This is a genomic window from Pseudarthrobacter siccitolerans, from assembly GCF_030823375.1.
Classification (GTDB): Bacteria; Actinomycetota; Actinomycetes; order Actinomycetales; family Micrococcaceae; genus Arthrobacter; species Arthrobacter siccitolerans_A.
In genome coordinates this window covers 1754285-1771363 of record NZ_JAUSXB010000001.1, presented here as the reverse complement: position 1 = coordinate 1771363, position 17079 = coordinate 1754285, and the positions used below count along the sequence as shown (strand labels likewise).

Annotated in this window: 18 protein-coding genes; 7 read left to right on the top strand and 11 right to left on the bottom strand. The window is 66.7% G+C overall.

Features of this window, described 5'->3' with window-relative positions; translation table 11 throughout:
• Positions 1–41 precede the first annotated feature (41 nt).
• Complete coding sequence (locus QFZ36_RS08295; RefSeq protein WP_306635463.1) at positions 42–449, top strand: VOC family protein; 408 nt, start codon at positions 42–44, stop codon at positions 447–449.
• 77 nt (positions 450–526) lie between these two features.
• On the opposite strand, the gene QFZ36_RS08290 is transcribed toward QFZ36_RS08295, so the two are convergent.
• The 5 genes from QFZ36_RS08290 to QFZ36_RS08270 all read right to left on the bottom strand — a co-directional run bounded on the left by QFZ36_RS08290 (position 527) and on the right by QFZ36_RS08270 (position 4618).
• Positions 527–817, bottom strand: a complete 291-nt coding sequence (locus QFZ36_RS08290) for a hypothetical protein (RefSeq protein WP_306635462.1) — start codon at positions 815–817, stop codon at positions 527–529.
• A gap of 24 nt (positions 818–841) precedes the next feature.
• Positions 842–1996, bottom strand: a complete 1155-nt coding sequence (locus QFZ36_RS08285) for a S1C family serine protease (protein ID WP_306635460.1) — start codon at positions 1994–1996, stop codon at positions 842–844.
• 116 nt (positions 1997–2112) lie between these two features.
• A complete protein-coding gene (locus QFZ36_RS08280) occupies positions 2113–2733 on the bottom strand; it encodes a TetR/AcrR family transcriptional regulator (protein WP_306635458.1) in 621 nt (206 codons plus the stop codon).
• Between the two features lie 61 nt (positions 2734–2794).
• Positions 2795–4150, bottom strand: a complete 1356-nt coding sequence (gene paaK / locus QFZ36_RS08275; RefSeq protein WP_306635456.1) for a phenylacetate--CoA ligase PaaK — start codon at positions 4148–4150, stop codon at positions 2795–2797.
• 6 nt (positions 4151–4156) lie between these two features.
• Positions 4157–4618 (bottom strand): hotdog fold thioesterase, encoded by a 462-nt coding sequence (locus QFZ36_RS08270; RefSeq protein WP_306635454.1) that lies wholly within the window; start codon positions 4616–4618, stop codon positions 4157–4159.
• Positions 4619–4864: 246 nt separating this feature from the next.
• On the opposite strand from QFZ36_RS08270, the gene pta reads away from it, so the two are divergent.
• The 3 genes from pta to QFZ36_RS08255 all read left to right on the top strand — a co-directional run bounded on the left by pta (position 4865) and on the right by QFZ36_RS08255 (position 7953).
• A complete protein-coding gene (gene pta, locus QFZ36_RS08265) occupies positions 4865–6943 on the top strand; it encodes a phosphate acetyltransferase (RefSeq protein WP_306635453.1) in 2079 nt (692 codons plus the stop codon).
• A gap of 192 nt (positions 6944–7135) precedes the next feature.
• Positions 7136–7525: a cupredoxin domain-containing protein gene (locus tag QFZ36_RS08260; protein ID WP_306635451.1), complete on the top strand. Its 390-nt coding sequence runs from the start codon at positions 7136–7138 to the stop codon at positions 7523–7525.
• 2 nt (positions 7526–7527) lie between these two features.
• Entirely contained in the window at positions 7528–7953 is a 426-nt protein-coding gene (locus QFZ36_RS08255; protein WP_306635449.1) for a hypothetical protein, read from the top strand.
• An 88-nt stretch (positions 7954–8041) separates the two neighbouring features.
• Here the strand turns inward: QFZ36_RS08255 and QFZ36_RS08250 are convergent, their stop codons facing one another.
• Positions 8042–8347, bottom strand: coding sequence for a hypothetical protein (locus QFZ36_RS08250; RefSeq protein WP_306635448.1), 306 nt, complete (start codon positions 8345–8347; stop codon positions 8042–8044).
• Positions 8348–8481: 134 nt separating this feature from the next.
• Between QFZ36_RS08250 and QFZ36_RS08245 the strand changes: the two genes are divergently transcribed.
• On the top strand, positions 8482–9648 hold the full coding sequence (locus QFZ36_RS08245) for an acetate kinase (protein ID WP_306635446.1): 1167 nt from the start codon (positions 8482–8484) through the stop codon (positions 9646–9648).
• A gap of 82 nt (positions 9649–9730) precedes the next feature.
• On the opposite strand, the gene QFZ36_RS08240 is transcribed toward QFZ36_RS08245, so the two are convergent.
• Complete coding sequence (locus QFZ36_RS08240; protein WP_306635444.1) at positions 9731–10852, bottom strand: TRAP transporter substrate-binding protein; 1122 nt, start codon at positions 10850–10852, stop codon at positions 9731–9733.
• A gap of 151 nt (positions 10853–11003) precedes the next feature.
• On the opposite strand from QFZ36_RS08240, the gene QFZ36_RS08235 reads away from it, so the two are divergent.
• A complete protein-coding gene (locus tag QFZ36_RS08235) occupies positions 11004–11591 on the top strand; it encodes a GNAT family N-acetyltransferase (RefSeq protein WP_306635442.1) in 588 nt (195 codons plus the stop codon).
• Positions 11592–11688: 97 nt separating this feature from the next.
• Here QFZ36_RS08235 and QFZ36_RS08230 read toward each other — a convergent pair whose 3' ends face one another.
• From QFZ36_RS08230 to QFZ36_RS08215, 4 genes are read right to left on the bottom strand one after another with little or no spacing between them, the layout of a single operon-like run.
• A complete protein-coding gene (locus tag QFZ36_RS08230) occupies positions 11689–12885 on the bottom strand; it encodes an NAD(P)/FAD-dependent oxidoreductase (RefSeq protein ID WP_306635440.1) in 1197 nt (398 codons plus the stop codon).
• A gap of 4 nt (positions 12886–12889) precedes the next feature.
• Complete coding sequence (locus QFZ36_RS08225; RefSeq protein ID WP_306635438.1) at positions 12890–13096, bottom strand: hypervirulence associated TUDOR domain-containing protein; 207 nt, start codon at positions 13094–13096, stop codon at positions 12890–12892.
• 8 nt (positions 13097–13104) lie between these two features.
• A complete protein-coding gene (locus QFZ36_RS08220; protein ID WP_306635436.1) occupies positions 13105–15537 on the bottom strand; it encodes a M50 family metallopeptidase in 2433 nt (810 codons plus the stop codon).
• Between the two features lie 6 nt (positions 15538–15543).
• Entirely contained in the window at positions 15544–16290 is a 747-nt protein-coding gene (locus QFZ36_RS08215) for a peptidoglycan-binding protein (RefSeq protein ID WP_306639136.1), read from the bottom strand.
• Positions 16291–16590: 300 nt separating this feature from the next.
• On the opposite strand from QFZ36_RS08215, the gene QFZ36_RS08210 reads away from it, so the two are divergent.
• Positions 16591–17043, top strand: coding sequence for an SRPBCC family protein (locus QFZ36_RS08210; RefSeq protein ID WP_306635434.1), 453 nt, complete (start codon positions 16591–16593; stop codon positions 17041–17043).
• Positions 17044–17079: the final 36 nt, after the last annotated feature.

Here is a 17079-nt window from a genome sequence, read left to right as displayed (position 1 = left end):
GGCTGCCCGGGCGTAAGATTCTCCCCGTAGGAGGTGGCTAGATGAGCCTTAGATTGAACACAGTCACTACCGTCCTGCCAGTCGATGATCCACAGCGCGCCCGCCGGTTCTATACGGAAAAACTCGGACTCCCGCACCGTGGCATGACAGACGACGGAAGCGAACTCTTCGGCACCAACGGCGGCCCGATGCTGCAGCTGATGCCCGTATCGGATGGCAGGCATTCCGATCACACCACACTGAGCTTCGAGGTTGCGGACATCGAGCGGACGGTCCGGGACATGGAGGCCAGTGGGGTGCAGTTCCAGGACTACGACCTGCCGAACCTTCGGACCAAGGACCATATCTGCACCACGAACTCGGAGAAGTGCGCCTGGTTTATGGATACCGAGCAGAACATCCTGTGCGTCCACGAATCGCTTGGCGTGCAGGCCGAGTACGAGCTCTGACTCAAGACCCGCAAAAAGCGGCAGGCGCGCCCCGGAGACCGGGACGCGCCTGCCGCTCGTTTACGACGCGGAAAGTGTCAGGATTCGGCGCCGCTGTGCAGGCCGTCGTCGCTGCTGTCGTCCGACGGCGCCGCCCCGGTCTGGTCCGACAGGTCCATGTTGCCGCGGGCCTCGTCCATAGTGGGGCCGCCGGAGGGCACGCTGTACGTGTCCGGGCGGATGCCGTGGGACTGTTCCTCGATCAGTGCCTGTTCTTCGCTGAAGCGGATCGCGTTGGCTTCGTCCGCGGAATCCTGCGGGATGTCCTCGCGGACTTTTGACGGGTCCGGAATGATGAATCCGGCGTCCGGTTCTTCCTTGGGGCTCATTGTGTAACCTTCCTCTCGGTTGTACTACTGGGTTGGCCGGTCAATCAGGTCCGCTTTGAGGTCAAGGCTCTGGTCGCCGCGCTTGACCTTGAAACTCACGGTATCGCCGGGATTGCGGTTGCGCAGTTCCGCCAGGAGCTTCTCGGGTGCCTTCAGCTCCACTCCCTCCATGGACTCCAGCACGTCTCCCGGCCGGATTCCTGCCCGTCCCGCGGGGCCGTCCTCATCCACGGACAACACCACGACGCCGGTACTCGCCTCGATGCCCAGCTGGTCCGCGATCTGGGGCGTCAGTTCGCCCGGGGTCAGGCCGAGGTAGGCATGCTCGGCTGTGCCGTCGGCCAGCAGTTCCTCCGCAACCTGCACGGCGGTGGCCGCCGGGATGGCAAAGCCCAGGGAGACCGCCCCGGCAGACGGTGGGATGTAGGCCTCGCTGATACCAATGATTTCGCCCCGCATGTTGATCACGGCGCCGCCGGAGTTGCCCGGGCTGATAGGTGCATCCGTCTGGATCAGGTCCACCAAGGACAGGCTGTTGGAGGCCGAGCCCGGGATGGACCGGTGCAGCCCGGAGATGATCCCGGCCGTCGCCGTGTTCTCGAAGCCCAGCGGGGACCCCAGCACCACGGCGCCTTCACCCACCCGCGGCAGGGTGCTCTGGTAGGTGGGCTTAGGCAGGCCCTTCCGGTCCGCCTGGACCAGGGCCAGGTCCGTGACGGCGTCACTGGCCCTGACCGTTCCCTGCACCCGCTGGCCGTCAGCGAAACCGACCTCCACGCTGGTGTTGCCCTTGACCACGTGCTCGTTTGTGAGGATGAGGCCGTCCGCGGAATACACCACGCCGCTGCCGAGCCCGCCTTCGGTGAAGATGGTCACCACCGACGGGGCCAGGTTCTCCACCAGCTCCGGGATGCCGCCGGCCACATCGGGCGCCGGCGCGGGGTTGCCCGCGGAAGCGCTGGCGGAAGCGCTGGCTGAACCGCTGGGGCCGGGGGACGTGCCGGCCGGCGGCGGGGTGCTGCTGCCGGCCGTAGCGGCGCCGGACGTTTCGCTCGGGGCCGGCGGAGCCTGGGATCCTGTGCAGGCGGTCAGGGTCAGGGAAGCTGCCAGCACTCCCGCTCCGGCCAATGTGCCGAAGCGGGCGGGACGGTGTAATCCCCGGCGGGTGCTGATGCTCATGGACTGCCTCCTGCGGATGCTGGCTGGTCCTACCACCGTAGCCGGGCAACAACAGAAATACCAAGCACACTTAGTATTTTTAGGGGTTGGAATCTCCGGGCCGATCTCCCCGGGGGCTAAGGCTGGGAGTGGAGCCCGTCGAAGGCCATGGTGATGACGTCGTCGGCGAGCCGTTTCGGCGAGAGGGAACCGCCCGGTTTGTACCATTCCACGATCGAGTTGATCATGCCGAACAGCAGCCGGGTGACTGTCCGGGGGTCGATGTCCTGGCGCAGCGATCCTTCGTCCCGGGCGGCGGAGATCAGCCCGGCCACCTTGTGGTCAAAGGTGCGGCGCCGCTCCAGGGCGTCACGTTCAATCTCGGTGTTCCCGCGGAGCCGCAGGAGCAGCGTGACGAACGGCAGCCGCTCCACGAGGACTGCCACGGTTTGCCGGAGCACAAACTCGAGCCGGGCATCTGCCGCGCCGGACGTGGCCTGCGGCTCCTTCAGGATCGCCTCGAGCCCGCCGAGAGCGTGGTCAAGGGCGAGCTTGAGCAGGTCGCCCTTGGACGGCACGTGGTGGTAGATCGCCGACTTCGAAATGCCCAGGTTGTCCGCCAGGATGCCCATAGACGTCGCGTCGTAACCGTGCCGGTTGAAGACATCGACGGCGATGCGCAGCACCGATTGCTGGTCGTATCCGGGGCGGCCGCGCTTGGTGCCGGCGGTGCCGGCTGTATCAGTGGTGCTGGGCATAGTGGCTAGTTTCTCATGAACGGTCGGTCAGTCGGCGCAAGTCAGTCCGGCGCAGGCCCGACTACCCCTTCGGCCGAAGGTCGTAGATCCGGCGCAGCTTGCCGTTGGACCGCTCCAGCGAGCCCGGCTCCACCACGTCCACCAGGCACGAAGAACCCACGTGGATCTTGATCTGCTCCTTCAAGGTGCGTGCCGCCATCGTGCTCTGCTCGGGGGCGACGGCGTCCCGCCTTTCAATGCGGACCGTCAGCTGGTCCATCCGCTGGCCTTCGGGGCGGGTGAGTTCGAGCTGGAAGTGCGGGCTGAGCTCGGGGATCCGGAGCGCGATTTCCTCAATCTGGGACGGGAAGAGGTTCACGCCGCGCAGGATGATCATGTCGTCGCTGCGGCCGGTGATGCGGCCCATGCGCCGGTGCGCGGGGCGGGCGGTGCCGGGCAGGAGCCGGGTGAGGTCCTTGGTGCGGTAGCGGATGATCGGCAGGGCTTCCTTGGTGAGGGACGTGAAGACGAGTTCGCCGTGTTCGCCGTCGCGCAGCACGTTTTCCTTGCCCGCCAGCGGGTTGAACGGGTCGATGATTTCGGGGCGGAAGTGGTCCTCCCAGATGTGGCTGCCGTCCTGGGTCTCCACGGACTCGCCGGCGACGCCCGGCCCCATCACCTCGGAGAGCCCGTAAATGTCGCAGGCCTTGATGTTCATCATCACTTCGAGCTCGTGCCGCATCTCCTGCGTCCACGGCTCCGCGCCCAGTACTGCGAACTTCAGCGACGTGGAGGCCGGGTCGATGCCCATGTGGGCCATGGCATCGGCGATGGTCAGCAGGTAGGTGGGGGTGGCCAGGATCGCGTCCGGCTTGAAATCTTGGATCAGCTGGATCTGGCGTTCGGTCTGGCCGCCGGACATCGGGATGACGGTGCAGCCCAGTGCTTCGGCGCCGGCGTGGGCGCCGAGGCCGCCGGTGAACAGGCCGTAGCCGTAGGCGTTGTGGACCTTCATGCCGGGACGGATGCCGGAGGCGCGGAAGCTGCGGGCCACGAGTTTGGCCCAGTCCGCCAAGTCCTGCTTGGTGTAGCCGACGACGGTGGGCCGGCCCGTGGTGCCTGAGCTGGCGTGGATGCGGGCTACTTCGCTCTGCGGAACCGCGAACATCCCGAACGGGTATTCGGCACGCAGGTCCTCCTTGGTGGTGAACGGAAAGTTGCCCAGGTCGCTGAGTTCACGCAGGTCGGCGGGGTGGACTCCAGCGTCGTCGAACTTGCGCTTGTACAGGGGCACGCGATCATAGGCGTAGGCCACGGTGTGCTGCAGGCGGGCGAGCTGGAGGGCCTCGAGCTCGTCGCGGGAGATGGTTTCCTCGCGGTCAAGCACGGCATCGGTCGCGGCCGGGGACACGGGGGTTTCGGGGGCATGGAGGGTCATGGTTTCCTACTTCTTGGGGATGGTCCGGCTGCGTCCGCGGAACTCGGCGATGAGTTCACCTGGCTTTTCGGGATCGGGTTGGGCATCGGCGTCGGCAGCGAAAATCTGGATGTCATACAGCCCGCTGCGGCCCGCGCTGGAACGGCGGTCGGCGACGGCGGTGATCACCTGGCCGCGGTAGGCCGGCTTGAGGAAGTTGATGTCGACGCCGGCGGCTACAGTGATGTTGTTCTCCTCGCCGGGTGCCGGGGTGGCCGGGTTGCAGGCCAGGGCGAAGGCGGAGTCCGCGAAGGCGAAGATCATTCCGCCGTGGGCCATGCCGAAGCCGTTGAGCATCTCCTGGCGCAGGGTCATCCGGATGGTGGCATGCCCGTCGCTGATGGCGAGGACCTCGATTCCCATCCAGATTGAGGCGTAGTCGTTCTCCAGGATGGGGTGGATAGCCCCGGAAACTGTTGTTTCAGCCATGCGTCATTGCCTCCAGCTTTATTTACCGAATGTTCATTAGGTAATCCCATGAGGGGGGCCGGTGTCAAGGGGAGAGGGAGCGGCGGGCACGTCCAAACCAGCCCGGTTTTGGCCTTGCCCAGCGCAACTTCCGGGGCGCCCGCCAGCGGATTACCCCAAAGCTGGGCTGGAATGGATGGCAGGCGGCCCGGGACGGTAAGTGCAAGGATGGAGTACCGGCACCAACAGACCTGCAAAGGGCGGACCATGGCCACAAGCATCTACGTCAGCGCAACCACCCCCGGATCGGGCAAGTCCCTCGTGGCCCTGGGCCTGGCGGACACCCTGCACCGCCACGCGGACAGGATCGGCTTCTTCAAACCCGTGGTCCACGGCCCGGACCCGGCGGACGATCCCATGGTTGCGCTGATGAAGTCCCGGTTCGAGCTGGAGGATGAGCGGTGCCGCGGCGGCCTCACGCACGAGGAGGTCCGGTCGCTGCTCGCCGAAGGAAAACGGGCGGACATCGACTCCCGCTGCGTGGAGATCTTCGCCGAAATGTCCCGCCACTGCGACGTGGTGATTATCGAGGGGACTGACCTTACCGGCCAGGACGCCGCCGTCGAATTCGACCTCAACGCCCGACTGGCCAACAACCTCTCTGCACCGGTGGTGGCGGTAGTGGGCGCGAAGGGGCGGACCGTGGCGGAGGCGGCGGCCGCCGTCGAGGTTGCGCGCAAGGAGCTGGCCGCGGAGAAGTGTGCACTCCTGGCCATCATGGTGAACCGCGCGGACCCGGACGACGTCGAGGCGATCGCCGCCGCCGTGAAGCCCGGGGCCTCCAAGCGGCCGGTGTATGTGCTGCCCGAGCTGGAGGAGATTGCGCGCCCCACCACCGGTGAGGTGGCTGCCGCGCTGGGTGTGCGGCAGATTGCCGGCAGGGCGGACATGGAACGCGACGTCCGGGACATCAAGGTGGCGGCCATGAACGTGGGCAACTTCCTGAACGTTCTGGACGAGGGCGCCCTGGTGATTGTGCCCGGCGACCGCGCGGACGTGATGGTGGCGTGCCTGGCGTCGTCCTTCTCGCCCGAGTTTCCGGTGGCGTCGGCGCTGATCCTCACAGGGGGCCTGGCGCCGGACGCGAACATCTACCCGCTCCTGGCCCAGGCGCCGTTCCCGGTGTTCGCGGCCACGGACGACACGTACACCACGGCCCGCCGCGTTTCGGAGGTCCGGAGCGAGATCTGGTCCGGGCACCGGCGGAAGGTGGCCTCGGCCTTGGGGCTCTGGTCCCGCACCGTGGATGAGGCGGAGCTGGTGGAACGCCTGCACCTGCCACGGGCCCAACGCATGACCCCGCTCCGCTTCCTGCACGACCTCATCGAACGCGCCCGGGCCCAGCGCCGGCACGTGGTCCTCCCCGAAGGGACCGATGTGAGGATCCTGCGGGCGGCGGAAATCCTGCACCGGCGTGACGTCTGCGACCTCACCGTGCTGGGCCCGGAATCGGATGTCCGTGAACTGGCGGCCGCCCGTGGCATCGACCTGTCCGGGATCAACATCGTGGACCCCGCAACGTCGGACCTGCGGCAGAAGTTCGCGGAGAAGTATTCGGAACTGCGGGCGCACAAGGGCGTTGACCTGCCCAAAGCCTTGGAGATCATGCAGGACGTCAGCTACTTCGGCACCATGATGGTCCAGCTCGGCGTTGTGGACGGAATGGTGTCTGGGGCTGCGCACACCACGGCGCACACCATCCGGCCCGCGCTGGAGTTCGTGAAGACCCGCCCGGGCGTGAAGATCGTGTCCTCGGTGTTCCTGATGCTGATGCCGGACCGGGTGCTGGTGTACGGCGACTGCGCGGTGAATCCGGATCCGAACGTGGAGCAGTTGGCGGACATCGCGCTGGCTTCAGCCGAGACCGCGGCCCAGTTTGGCGTGGAGCCGCGGGTGGCTATGCTGTCCTATTCCACGGGCGGTTCTGGTTCGGGCGAGGCCGTGGAACAGGTGCGGCAGGCCACCGAACTGGTGCGCCAGCGCCGCCCGGACCTCGCCGTCGAAGGCCCCATCCAGTACGACGCCGCCGTTGACGCCTCCATCGCCGAATCCAAGATGCCGGGCTCTTCAGTGGCCGGACAGGCGAGCGTGTTCATCTTTCCAGACCTGAACACCGGCAACAACACGTACAAGGCGGTGCAGCAGAGCTCGGGAGCGGTCGCCGTCGGGCCTGTCCTGCAGGGCTTGCGGAAGCCGGTCAATGACCTCTCCCGCGGCTGCACCGTGGAGGACATCGTGAACACCGTGGCAATTACGGCCATCCAGGCGCAGGCGCCGGCCTCCTAGGCGCGGGGTCTCGATGGGCTTAACCACCGACGACGACGGCCCCCGCCTGATGCTTTGCGGCGGGCCAGGATTGCGCCGCGGCCAGGAACAACGTTTGATTCCTCCAGACAGGGGACAATTCGGCCGGGCGGGCGCACAATAAGGGGACAAACAGGGGCCGGCCCTGGTTCCGGGCGTCGAGGACGGTACAGGATGAAAGAGGTTCGAGGCAGGGCGGCACTGCTGCTGATGGCAGCGCTCTTACTGGGCGGCTGCGCCCCTGGCGGCGGAAGTCCCGGAACCGGAACAGCGCCATCCGGGGGAGCCGGTTCATCGGCCGGAGCGTCGAACGCGGCGGCAAGCATCAGCATCAAGGATTTCAAGTATGGCGAGCCGTTAACGGTGGCGCCTGGCGCCGTTGTGGCGGTCACCAACATGGACTCCGCGCCCCATACCGTCACGGCTCAGGAGGGCAAGGCATTTGACGTTGAAGTGGACGGAGGCGGGGCCACGGCCACGTTCACCGCCCCCTCAAAGCCGGGCTCGTATCCGTACTTCTGCACGTACCACCCCAACATGAAAGGCACGCTGACAGTCAAATGAACATGGCCCTGAGAATTCTGACGGCAGTGGCGCTGTTCATCGACGCCGGAGTGCACATCCATCTGGCCCCCGGTTATCAGGCCGCCAACCCCGGCGGGATCGGGCAGGGCAACCTGTTCCTGCTCGAATCGGCCGCGGCGGTGCTGGTGGGCTTCTACGTCCTGATCCGGGGCAGCAGGCTCTCCTACGCCATGGCACTGGCTGTCGCATTGAGCGCTTTCGCAGCCGTGATGCTGTACCGCTACATCGACATTCCGGCCATCGGTCCCATGCCGGCGATGTACGAACCCGTGTGGTTCTTCGAAAAGGCACTCAGCGCCGTCGCCGAAGGAGCGGGAGCCGTCCTGGCCGCTATTGGCCTTGCCCGCGCCGGCTCCAGGCGCCGGATCGCCGGATCGCCGGGGTCCCTGCGGGGGCATGCCGCCTAAGCGCCGACACCGAAATACCAGTCCGCGCGGTCCGCGTGGGGAGTCTGGCCCGGTCCGCCGCGTCGCGCTTCGCCGCGGACGAAGCAGGTCAGCTGTTGTCCGGCTTTACCAGGCTTTGGTCGTCCTCCTGCTTGGCCGGCTCGTCTGAGAGGCCCTGCGGCGTGAGGTCGAGGTCACCGGTGTTTTCCGGCGCCTCCGGAGCGTCGCCGGTCTCGGCTGCCTTGAGGTTGCCCGTATCGTCCAGGGCCGGGTTGGATCCTTCGACGCCGGTGGGGTCCTTGGTGCCGGAGCCTGAGCCGGCGTCGGTGTCTGCTTGCGGATTGAGGGGTGCCGTGCTGCTGGATCCCGTGTTGGTGGGATCGTTCTCGTCGATCGAAGCGGGCTCGTTCGTCATGGAATGTCCTTTCGGGCGTGGTCCAGCCTGTCTGCCGACTCTAGGCACAGCCCGCGCCCATCCGCAAGGAAACCGCGCGGCTGCCCAGCCTATAGTGGGGTTTGAACTGCAGAAGCCAGGCTCAGGAGGCCCGCATGCTCGTGCTCGTCATCAATTCCGGCTCGTCCTCGCTCAAATACCAAGTGCGCGATGTTGCTGCCGGGAGCGTCCTCACCGAGGGGCTGATCGAGAAGATCGGTATGGGCAACGGCGGCGACGGGGACGGCGAAATAGAGGGCCCGCGGGATCATGCAGAGGCGCTCGAGCAGGTGGACGCCGCCATCCACCAGGAGCTGGGCGGCCTGGAGCTGGCAGCCGTCGGGCATCGCGTGGTGCACGGCGGCGAGCGGTTCGCCGAGCCGGTCCTGATCAACAACGAAATCACCCGCGCCATCGAACGGCTCAACCCGCTGGCGCCCCTGCACAACCCCGCCAATGTGCTGGGTATCCGGGCCATCACCCGGAAGTGGCCGGACATGCCGCAGGTGGCCGTGTTCGATACAGCGTTCCACCGCACCCTCCCCGAACACGCCTGGCGCTACGCCGTCCCGGACGAGCTGTACACCAACCACGGCATCCGCCGCTACGGGTTCCACGGGACGTCGCACGAGTACGTCACCCGCCGCGCCGCCACGCTGCTGGACCTTCCGGTCAGCGACTTCGACGGCGTCATCGCCCACCTGGGCAACGGTGCCTCGGTCACAGCTGTCCAGGGCGGACGCTCGGTGGACACATCCATGGGTTTCACACCGCTGGAAGGCCTGGTGATGGGGACGCGCTCGGGCGATCTGGACCCGTCCATCCTGGTGTTCCTCGCCAGGGCCGGCTGGAGCCCTGAGGACATCGACTCCATGCTGAACCGCGAGTCCGGGCTGAAGGGCCTGGCCGGCAACAATGACATGCGCTCCGTCGTGGAGGCGGCCGAGGCCGGGAACGAGAAGGCGGCCACCGCGCTCGCGGTCACCTCCTACCGGCTCGCGAAGTACATCGGCGGTTACCACGTGGCCGTGGGCGGGGCCAAAGCCATCGTGTTCACCGCGGGCATCGGCGAGAATTCGCACCAGTTCCGTGCGCTCGTGGTGGATAAGCTGGGAGCGCTGGGGGTAGAGCTCCACCACGGCCTGAATGCTGAACGGTCCAGGGAACCCCGCGTCATTTCCACCCTGGGCTCCGCCATTCCGGTGCTGGTCATTCCCACGGACGAGGAACGGGCCATCGCGGAGGCGACGGCCGCCGTAGTCTCCTCCTCGACTGCTGCGTAACGGTCCTTGCGGGCGTTCCAACGATCCTGGGCCCTACGCTGCCAGGGGGGCCTGTGGGGAACAACGGATTGGTCAACAGGCATCAATAGGTGTCGTAGTCGCAGGGTTCGACGGCAGGGTCGGCCGGAGTGTTCGCGGCGAGATCGCGGAGCTTTGCAATGAGGTTACGGGTGCCGGCATCCTGATCGAGGGTGGTGTATACCGGGGCTGCGGCATTGCGGAAGCCGGCCAGCTGCTCTTCGGTTGCCATCACCACTTTGCCGCCGTCCTGGCAGTACTTCCGCGCCTCCGCCGAGACGGTTGCGAGCAGGGACGAGGCCCATTCCCTGGTGTAGTCCGCCGCGTCCTGGAGAATCTGCTGCTCGTCCGCATTGAGAGCAGCTCTTGCTTTTTCATTGATCACGATCGTGTTGATCTTCGAGTGGACCACCAGGTTGCCGGTAGCGATTGCATGCCCTGTTTTATTCAGGGCTCCGGGCAAATTGGAAGCGTAGCCGAGCGAGGATTCAGCGCCGCCCACCTTTCCGCCCTCAACTCCTTCACCGAATTCCTGGTCAGCGAGATCCTGCGGCAGGGCGCCGAGAGATTCCAGGACCGCGTAGGTAGTGGTGGAAAGGGGTGCCCTGATTGCCATTCCCCGGATGTCGTCCGGCGAGAGGATTGGCGTGGTGAACGAGAACAGGACCCGCGGGCCGTCCGGGAACATGGCCAGACCGGTAACGCCCACGTCCTTGAGGCCGGCCAGCATCCCCTGCGCGTACTCCGGTTTCACCGCTTCCTTGATGACGGCGCTGGATGTCACCAGGAAGGGGGCGGAGAGCGCCCGGAAGGACAGCACTCCCTCGGTGTCCCAGGTCCGCGCCGGGATGACTGCCATTTCGAGGTCTCCAGTCATTACTCTTTGCGCGACGAGCTGGTCCCAGCCCCTGACCTGGTCGCCGCCGGCCCTGAAGACCGGCTCGATAACCAGGTTCCCGCCGGAGCGTTCCTGGACCTGCCGGGCAAATTCCTCGATCTGGCCGCGGGTGGGCACATTCCCGTCATCCTGCGTGCCGATGCGAAGGACTTTGGCGTTGGCCACCGCAGTCGTCACGGCCGGAGTAGGGCCCTCCGTGCTCTCCTCGTAAGTGCACGCCGCGAGGGTCAGCAACATGCTGAAGGCGAGGGAAGCGGCCCAGGGCGTCGCTGGCTTCAACTTAGCCACAACCTTGAGGAGAAGGGACAACGGGAAACGCCAAGAAACCAGGCACCAGCAGCCCGTACGCGAACCCTACTCCGGGGAGGTTGCCAGAGCAACGGCGAGCGCACCACCGCGGAGGCGACTGCCGCCGTCGGCATGGCGTAGCCTCTCATCCATGCCGGAAATCACCCTTCCCATTCGAACCGAGCGGCTGATCCTGCGCCGCTTTGAAGGCAGCGACCTGGACGCCTTCCACGCCTACCACTCGCTGCCGGAAACCGCCCGGTTCCTGCCCGGACCGGCCAAGAGCTATACGCAGTCGATGGAACGGGTGGGCCACTACGCCAACTTCGTGTTCGAAAAGGAAGGCGACTGGGTGGCCTTGGCCATCGAGTCGGCGGCGGACGGCGTGCTGCAGGGCGAAGTGGTGCTCAAGTGGCTGCCCGGCCAAGGCCAGGGCGAAGTGGGCTGGAGCCTGGCGCCGGGTGCCAGGGGCAAGGGCTATGCCACTGAGGCCGCGGAGGCGATGCTGCGGCTTGGATTCGAGGACGTGGGCATGCACCGGATCGAGGCACGCCTGGACGAGCTGAACACAGCATCCGCCGACCTATGCCGCCGTCTGGGCATGCGGCAGGAAGCGCGGCAGGTGGACAAGTGGCATTACAAAGGCCAGTGGGCCACCGAACTGATCTACGCGGTCCTGGCCGACGAGTGGCGAGTGGGCCAGGCCGCAAAACGGCTGAAGCCGGATGCCGCTGGTTGAGCCTATCGGAGGCCCCGCAGCGAGGTTTCGACAGGCTCAACCACCGGCTCTCCCAGGCTCAACCACCGGCTCTCCCAGGGCCATCTACCAAAAGAACCTACGCCCGGCCCTTGAGGATCAGGTTCCAGTACACGTGCGGGAAAATATCCCGGTCCACCACCCAGGACAGCCTGCTCTCGTTCCAGGTGGGGACTCGGGGGACGGTGGGCATGGGCCGGTAGCGGTCATCGAACTCGGCGAACACCACGGTGTTCCGGGACACCGTGAACGGGCAGACCGAGTAGCCGTTGTACTTGGCGGGCAGCTGCTTCCCTTTCCGGGCGGCTACCAGGTTTTTGGCCAGCACGGCCGTCTGCTTGCGCAGTGCCCCGCCGGACTTGGAATTGGTGGTCCCGGCGGCATCGCCCAGGGACCAGATGTTCGGAAACCGGATGTGCCGCAGGGTTTGCCGGTCCACCTCCACAAACCCGCCGGCGTCACCGGATGCAGGCAGGTTGGTCGCTTTGAGCCAGTCCGGCGCCGACTGTGGCGGGACACCGTTGAGGACGTCGTAATGCAGCTTCTCCTCCACGCCGGTGGTGGTGTTCCTGATGGTGGCCAGCTGGCCGGCCGCGTCAACGGACACCAGCTCGCTGTTGGTCCACAGCTCAATGCCGTACTCGGCGATCTTGCGGTCCAGCTCCCGGTCCACCTCCGGCACGCCGAACACCGTGGGGTAGGGCTGCACCATCACCACCCGGATCCGGTCCAGCACACCCTGTCCTTTCCAGTAGTCACAGGCCAGGTACATCGGCTTTTGGGCCGCGCCGCCGCATTTGATCGGGCCCGCAGGCATGGTGAACAGGGCGGTGCCGGATTTCAGCCCGCTCAGCAGCGTCCAGGCCTTCGGCGCCAGCTCGAACTCGTAGTGGGAGGCGCCGTGTGGTGAATGGACAGCTTCGGCGAGGCCGGGCACAACGTCCCAGTCATACTGCAGGCCCGGGCAGACCACCAGCTGCCCGTACGCCACCGTGGCGCCGGACTCAAGGGTCACCGTGTTTGAATCAGTGTCGATCCCGGCAGCGGCGTCCCGGATCCAGGTGGCACCCTTCGGAATCAGCGGTTCCTGGGGCCGGACAGCTTCCTTCGCTGACGCCCGGCCACCGGCGATGTGCGAGAACAGCGGCTGGTAAAGATGGTGGTCCCGCGGTTCCACCACGGCCACATCCTTGACGCCGTACCGTTCCAGCCGGGCGGCGAGGGAAATACCCGCGTTGCCGCCGCCGATGATCACAACCTCATGCTGGGCGGCCACGGGGTTACTTCTTCTCCGTCAGGGCTGAGGCCTTGTGGGCTGCCCGCGCCCCGGTTTTCGCGGATTCCACCACGTACTGGGGATCGTCCTCGCTGGCGCGGTGGGTCTTGCCGTCCAGCTCGAAGTCGCCCGTCTTCTTCTCCACGATCCTGCCGTGCGTCTTACCCTGCGGCGAGTTCCATTCCACGGACGTTCCCTTGCTCAACGACATCTGCTCTCCTAGCTGGGGTTTGCGGTGGCGGGGCCGGCGGGGGCCGTGTCCCCAGTATCCGCTGTTGGGGCCGACGTCTCAACGGGAGCGTACGACGGCGCCACCTCATCGGAAGCGGGCTGCGTCGCCGGTGCGTTGGCAGGGGCTGTTCCTGCCGGAGCGGGTGCCTGGGTCCCCGTGAGTGACCCGGGTGCGGGCACACCCGGTTCAGCTGACGTTGTGGGTGCAGCGGCTCCGCCCGGCGGGCTGGCCGGCGCGGAAGTTTTCGCCGGCGTCGGGCCCTTGGTGGCGCTGGGGTCCGCCTTGATGATGGCTGTGATCTGTTCCTTGTAGGCGGCGAGACGGGCTTGGATTTCGGAGAGCGGCACGTTTTGGATGTTCCTGCCGTAGTCCGCGATCTCGGCCCATAGCGCCTGGAGCGACGCCATGCCTTCGTCTGTCAGCGGCCCATCAAGGGTGAGGACCAGCTGGCTGGCGAGGGCGTAGGTGAGGCATTCAAGGCAGTTGTAGTTCGCCGCAGCAGAGAGGTTCTCCGGAACAACAACATCCGTCTGCCCCACAACCAGGACCACCTGGAAGCCCACTGCAACCGCGGCGCAGCCGGTGCAGCTGGCAAAGGCGTAGGCCTCGTTCCGGGTATCCACCGGTTCTCCGTCTTCGGCCCACACCAGCGCGAAGGCAACGCTGTAGGTGACGGAACCGTCGGTGGTGTTCACCGCCAGCGCCTGGTTGCCGTCCTCCTCGGGAGCATCCGGCCGGTCGAACGGAAACACCCACGATGGTGCGGCTGCACCGGCGGATCCGGCGGGAGCAACAGCGGACGGGTCCGCGCCGGAGCCCTCTGCCGGAACCAGCACCATGGCCAGCTGCGGGTTCTCCCGGGTTGGCGTCGTGGCTCCTTTGGGCCAGAGCGCCACGGTCCGCCCGCTGCCGCCCTCACGAAGCGCCATGCCTGCGGTCCCTGCCGACGGGACGATGGCGGCGGTGGCATCAGCCAGCGTCCCACGTTCGTAAGGCCGGACCGGACGGTACGTCCCGCCGTCGGGCCACCACGCCCAGCCGAGCCCGGCCAGCAATGCTGCCACGGCCGCCATGGCAGCGGTACGCTGCACAAACTTGCCGCGAGTCCTCTGCCAGAGCCCGGTGACCAGCTGCCGAAGGAGCCGCAGCAGGATGTAGAGCATGCCAACCATGGGCAGGGCAACGGCCAGGATGGCGAGGGCGCGCACGGCGGTGCCGGCAAGGTCGCCGGCGGAAAGGCTTTCAGCGAGCATCGCCTGCTGTTTGGCTGCGCTGCTCCACGCAGTGGCCAGCAGGCGCGGGAACGAGATCACCATCATGGCCATGCTGAACAGCAGCAACGGCACCGTGACGAGCACCCACAGCGTTACCACGGCACGCGCCCAGGGCTTGAGGACCTTGTTTTCCACCCGGCCCCACCGCCAGGGGAGCAGGCCGAGCAGGACCGGTTTGATGCGCTGGAACAGGTCCGGGACCCCGGTGGCATCCGCCAGGATGTGGTAGCCGTCGAACCGGACCAGGGGCAGCAGTTGCCGGACCATCTGCAGGATCTGCGTGACCACTACCAGCAGCAGCGCATCGAAGCCTGTGGCCCACCACAAGCCCATGATGGCCACGGCAACGATGGCGTTGAAGTACAAGCCGCCCAGGTCGGTGCGGAGCCGGCCGCCGCGGCCCAGCCGGTAGGAATCGGTGACATCCGTGAAGAACGCCGGCCAGATCAGGTACAGGCCTGCGCCCATGGCTCCCGGGGTGGCGCCGCCTTTGCGTGCAGCGGCGGCATGCCCGAACTCATGGAAGCCGGCGGACAGGATGGTCACGGCGAAAATCAGCAGGAGCAGGACAGGGTTCTCGAACGCTTCATGGGTGGCCGATCCCAGCCCCTTCACCATCAGCACCCACCAGCACGAAGCCAGGAAGGCCGCCGTCACCGCCACGACGATCAGCGGGTTGAACAGGACGGTGAAGGGTGCCGTGATCCTGCGGGTGCGGTCCGGGTCCGTCACGGTGTACCGGAAACGCATGCCGAGCAGCGGGTCCGCCTTGCGCACTTCGGGCTGGGACCCGTCCGCCAGCCGGAGCAGGCCCAGCGGCAGCAGCTGCGAGTCCATCAGCGTGCGCACGTTCCCGGCGCTGACGAGCCTTCCCGACGCTTCGCTGGCATGCGCGGCGATGTCCTCCACCGTGCGCCTGCCGTCCATTGCCTCGAGCACCGCGAACAGCAACGGCGTCAGTTGGAGGGTTTGCCCGTCCGCGCGGCGGACCAGCGAAGGCGGCTCCCGGTAGCCGGATCCCCGCGACCGTCCGATCAGCTGGACGCCGTCAGCCAGGGCAGGGACGTGCAGCGGGTGCTCGGCCAGGGGCGCAGCGGACGACGGCGGGCCGGCCTGGGAGCGCGGTCCACCGGTGGTGTGGGTCATCTGGGCTTACTGTTCGAGGTTGGACTGCTGGTCAGCGGAGGCGTTGGCTTCGCCCTCGATGTGCTGGGTGATCAGTGCGTCCTGGTCCGCCACGGCGTAGGCCTGGCTGTCGATGGAGCCGATGTTCGCGGCCACGGCGGCGTCGATGGGGGCGGCCACGTTGGCGTTGGCTGCCACGGCACCGTTGATGGGAGCAGCGATATCCGCATCGGCCGCCAGGTCCACGTTGACGTTGAGCAGGTCGCCGTCCAGGGCAGCAGCGGGATCCACGGGCAGTGCGCCGACGTCGGGCAGGGCGTCGCCCAGTCCGCCGTCGGGGACGAGCCCGTCGGTGCCCGTTCCGTCGGGGAGGACGGTGCCGCCGTCGGCCGCGGTTCCGCCGTCGATGGTGTCCCCGCCGGTGCTGTCGGGGGTGCCGCCGTCGATGGTGTCGTTGCCCTGGTCGATGATGCTGTCCTGCGTGGACTCGGCGTTTGCGTCCGCCACGATGCCCTGATCGATCATGACGCCCTGGTCCGCCAGTGCCTGCGCATCCGAGCCGAAGGAGAGAATGTTGGCCGAGGCCGCCGCGTCGATCGGGGCTGCCACGTTGGCGTTGGCCGCAACGGCGAGGTCGATGGGCGCTGCCGCGTCAATTCCCAGATCAAGGTCAGCGTTCAGGTCAAGGACAGAGGCAACTTCCTTGTCCGGCAAAGCCGTTGCCTGTTCTGCGATCAGTTCGTCGTCGGTCAAGGGACGCATTTCCTGTTCCATGCTCACTCAAGCCTCCACATCAGGCGCCGGTTAACCTGCCCCCAGCGGGCAGCCGGCGCCAGACAATGGTAAGCATGATTAGTTTTTTTGGGAATCGCGCCGGACCTGCCAGGCGTCACGTTGCTGCTGGTCAGGCCGGTCCGGCAGGTCAGCCTGGCGCAGGAGGCTGCCCTGCTGCAGCTACGCTTTGCCCTTGAGGGAAGCCATTGACACTGGCGGGCTGCGGGTCCACTCTGGCGCTGTGCCTGCCTTTGTGCCGGCAAGGCCGCCGGCATCAGGTGCCTTTCAAAGGAGACTGCAGTGCCTGTTGTAGAAGAAAGTGTCGTTATTGCCCGGCCGCCGCAGGAGGTCTTTGACTTTCTGTCGAAATTCGAAAACATCGCCGTCTATGATTCCTCCGTCACCTCGTCAGGGCAGGTCGGGGACGGCCCTATTGGAGTCGGTTCCCGGGGGCGTGGAACCAGCAAAATCATGGGACGGCAGTTCGACTGGACCGTGGAGGTCACCGAATTCGATCCGCCCCGGCGCATGGTGTCCCGTTCAGTCGAGGGCAAGCTGGACTTCACCGTGACGTTAACGCTCGAACCGGCCGCCGACGGTACGCGCCTTACCCAGAGGATCGACGCCGCGTCCGGCCTGGGCGGGGTGTTTGGCAAGCTGGCGGATGCGCTGGTGGAACGGGCCCAGGGGAGGACGGTCCGCGCCAATCTCGAGACCCTGGCGGAGTGGCTGGCGGAGCACCCGCAGGTTTGAGGTCCCGGGTTTGCGCCGGGGACGCCCCTGCCGCGG

What these genes read in the sequence shown, in the direction of transcription:
- QFZ36_RS08225 (WP_306635438.1), bottom strand. Translation starts at nt 13,096, where the DNA reads ATGTCGTTGAGCAAGGGAACGTCCGTGGAATGGAACTCGCCGCAGGGT.
- QFZ36_RS08235 (WP_306635442.1), top strand. Translation starts at nt 11,004, where the DNA reads ATGCCGGAAATCACCCTTCCCATTCGAACCGAGCGGCTGATCCTGCGC.
- QFZ36_RS08270 (WP_306635454.1), bottom strand. Translation starts at nt 4,618, where the DNA reads ATGGCTGAAACAACAGTTTCCGGGGCTATCCACCCCATCCTGGAGAAC.
- QFZ36_RS08290 (WP_306635462.1), bottom strand. Translation starts at nt 817, where the DNA reads ATGAGCCCCAAGGAAGAACCGGACGCCGGATTCATCATTCCGGACCCG.
- paaK (WP_306635456.1), bottom strand. Translation starts at nt 4,150, where the DNA reads ATGACCCTCCATGCCCCCGAAACCCCCGTGTCCCCGGCCGCGACCGAT.
- QFZ36_RS08295 (WP_306635463.1), top strand. Translation starts at nt 42, where the DNA reads ATGAGCCTTAGATTGAACACAGTCACTACCGTCCTGCCAGTCGATGAT.
- QFZ36_RS08260 (WP_306635451.1), top strand. Translation starts at nt 7,136, where the DNA reads ATGAAAGAGGTTCGAGGCAGGGCGGCACTGCTGCTGATGGCAGCGCTC.
- QFZ36_RS08245 (WP_306635446.1), top strand. Translation starts at nt 8,482, where the DNA reads ATGCTCGTGCTCGTCATCAATTCCGGCTCGTCCTCGCTCAAATACCAA.
- QFZ36_RS08255 (WP_306635449.1), top strand. Translation starts at nt 7,528, where the DNA reads ATGGCCCTGAGAATTCTGACGGCAGTGGCGCTGTTCATCGACGCCGGA.
- pta (WP_306635453.1), top strand. Translation starts at nt 4,865, where the DNA reads ATGGCCACAAGCATCTACGTCAGCGCAACCACCCCCGGATCGGGCAAG.
- QFZ36_RS08220 (WP_306635436.1), bottom strand. Translation starts at nt 15,537, where the DNA reads ATGACCCACACCACCGGTGGACCGCGCTCCCAGGCCGGCCCGCCGTCG.
- QFZ36_RS08215 (WP_306639136.1), bottom strand. Translation starts at nt 16,290, where the DNA reads ATGGAACAGGAAATGCGTCCCTTGACCGACGACGAACTGATCGCAGAA.
- QFZ36_RS08285 (WP_306635460.1), bottom strand. Translation starts at nt 1,996, where the DNA reads ATGAGCATCAGCACCCGCCGGGGATTACACCGTCCCGCCCGCTTCGGC.
- QFZ36_RS08280 (WP_306635458.1), bottom strand. Translation starts at nt 2,733, where the DNA reads ATGCCCAGCACCACTGATACAGCCGGCACCGCCGGCACCAAGCGCGGC.
- QFZ36_RS08250 (WP_306635448.1), bottom strand. Translation starts at nt 8,347, where the DNA reads ATGACGAACGAGCCCGCTTCGATCGACGAGAACGATCCCACCAACACG.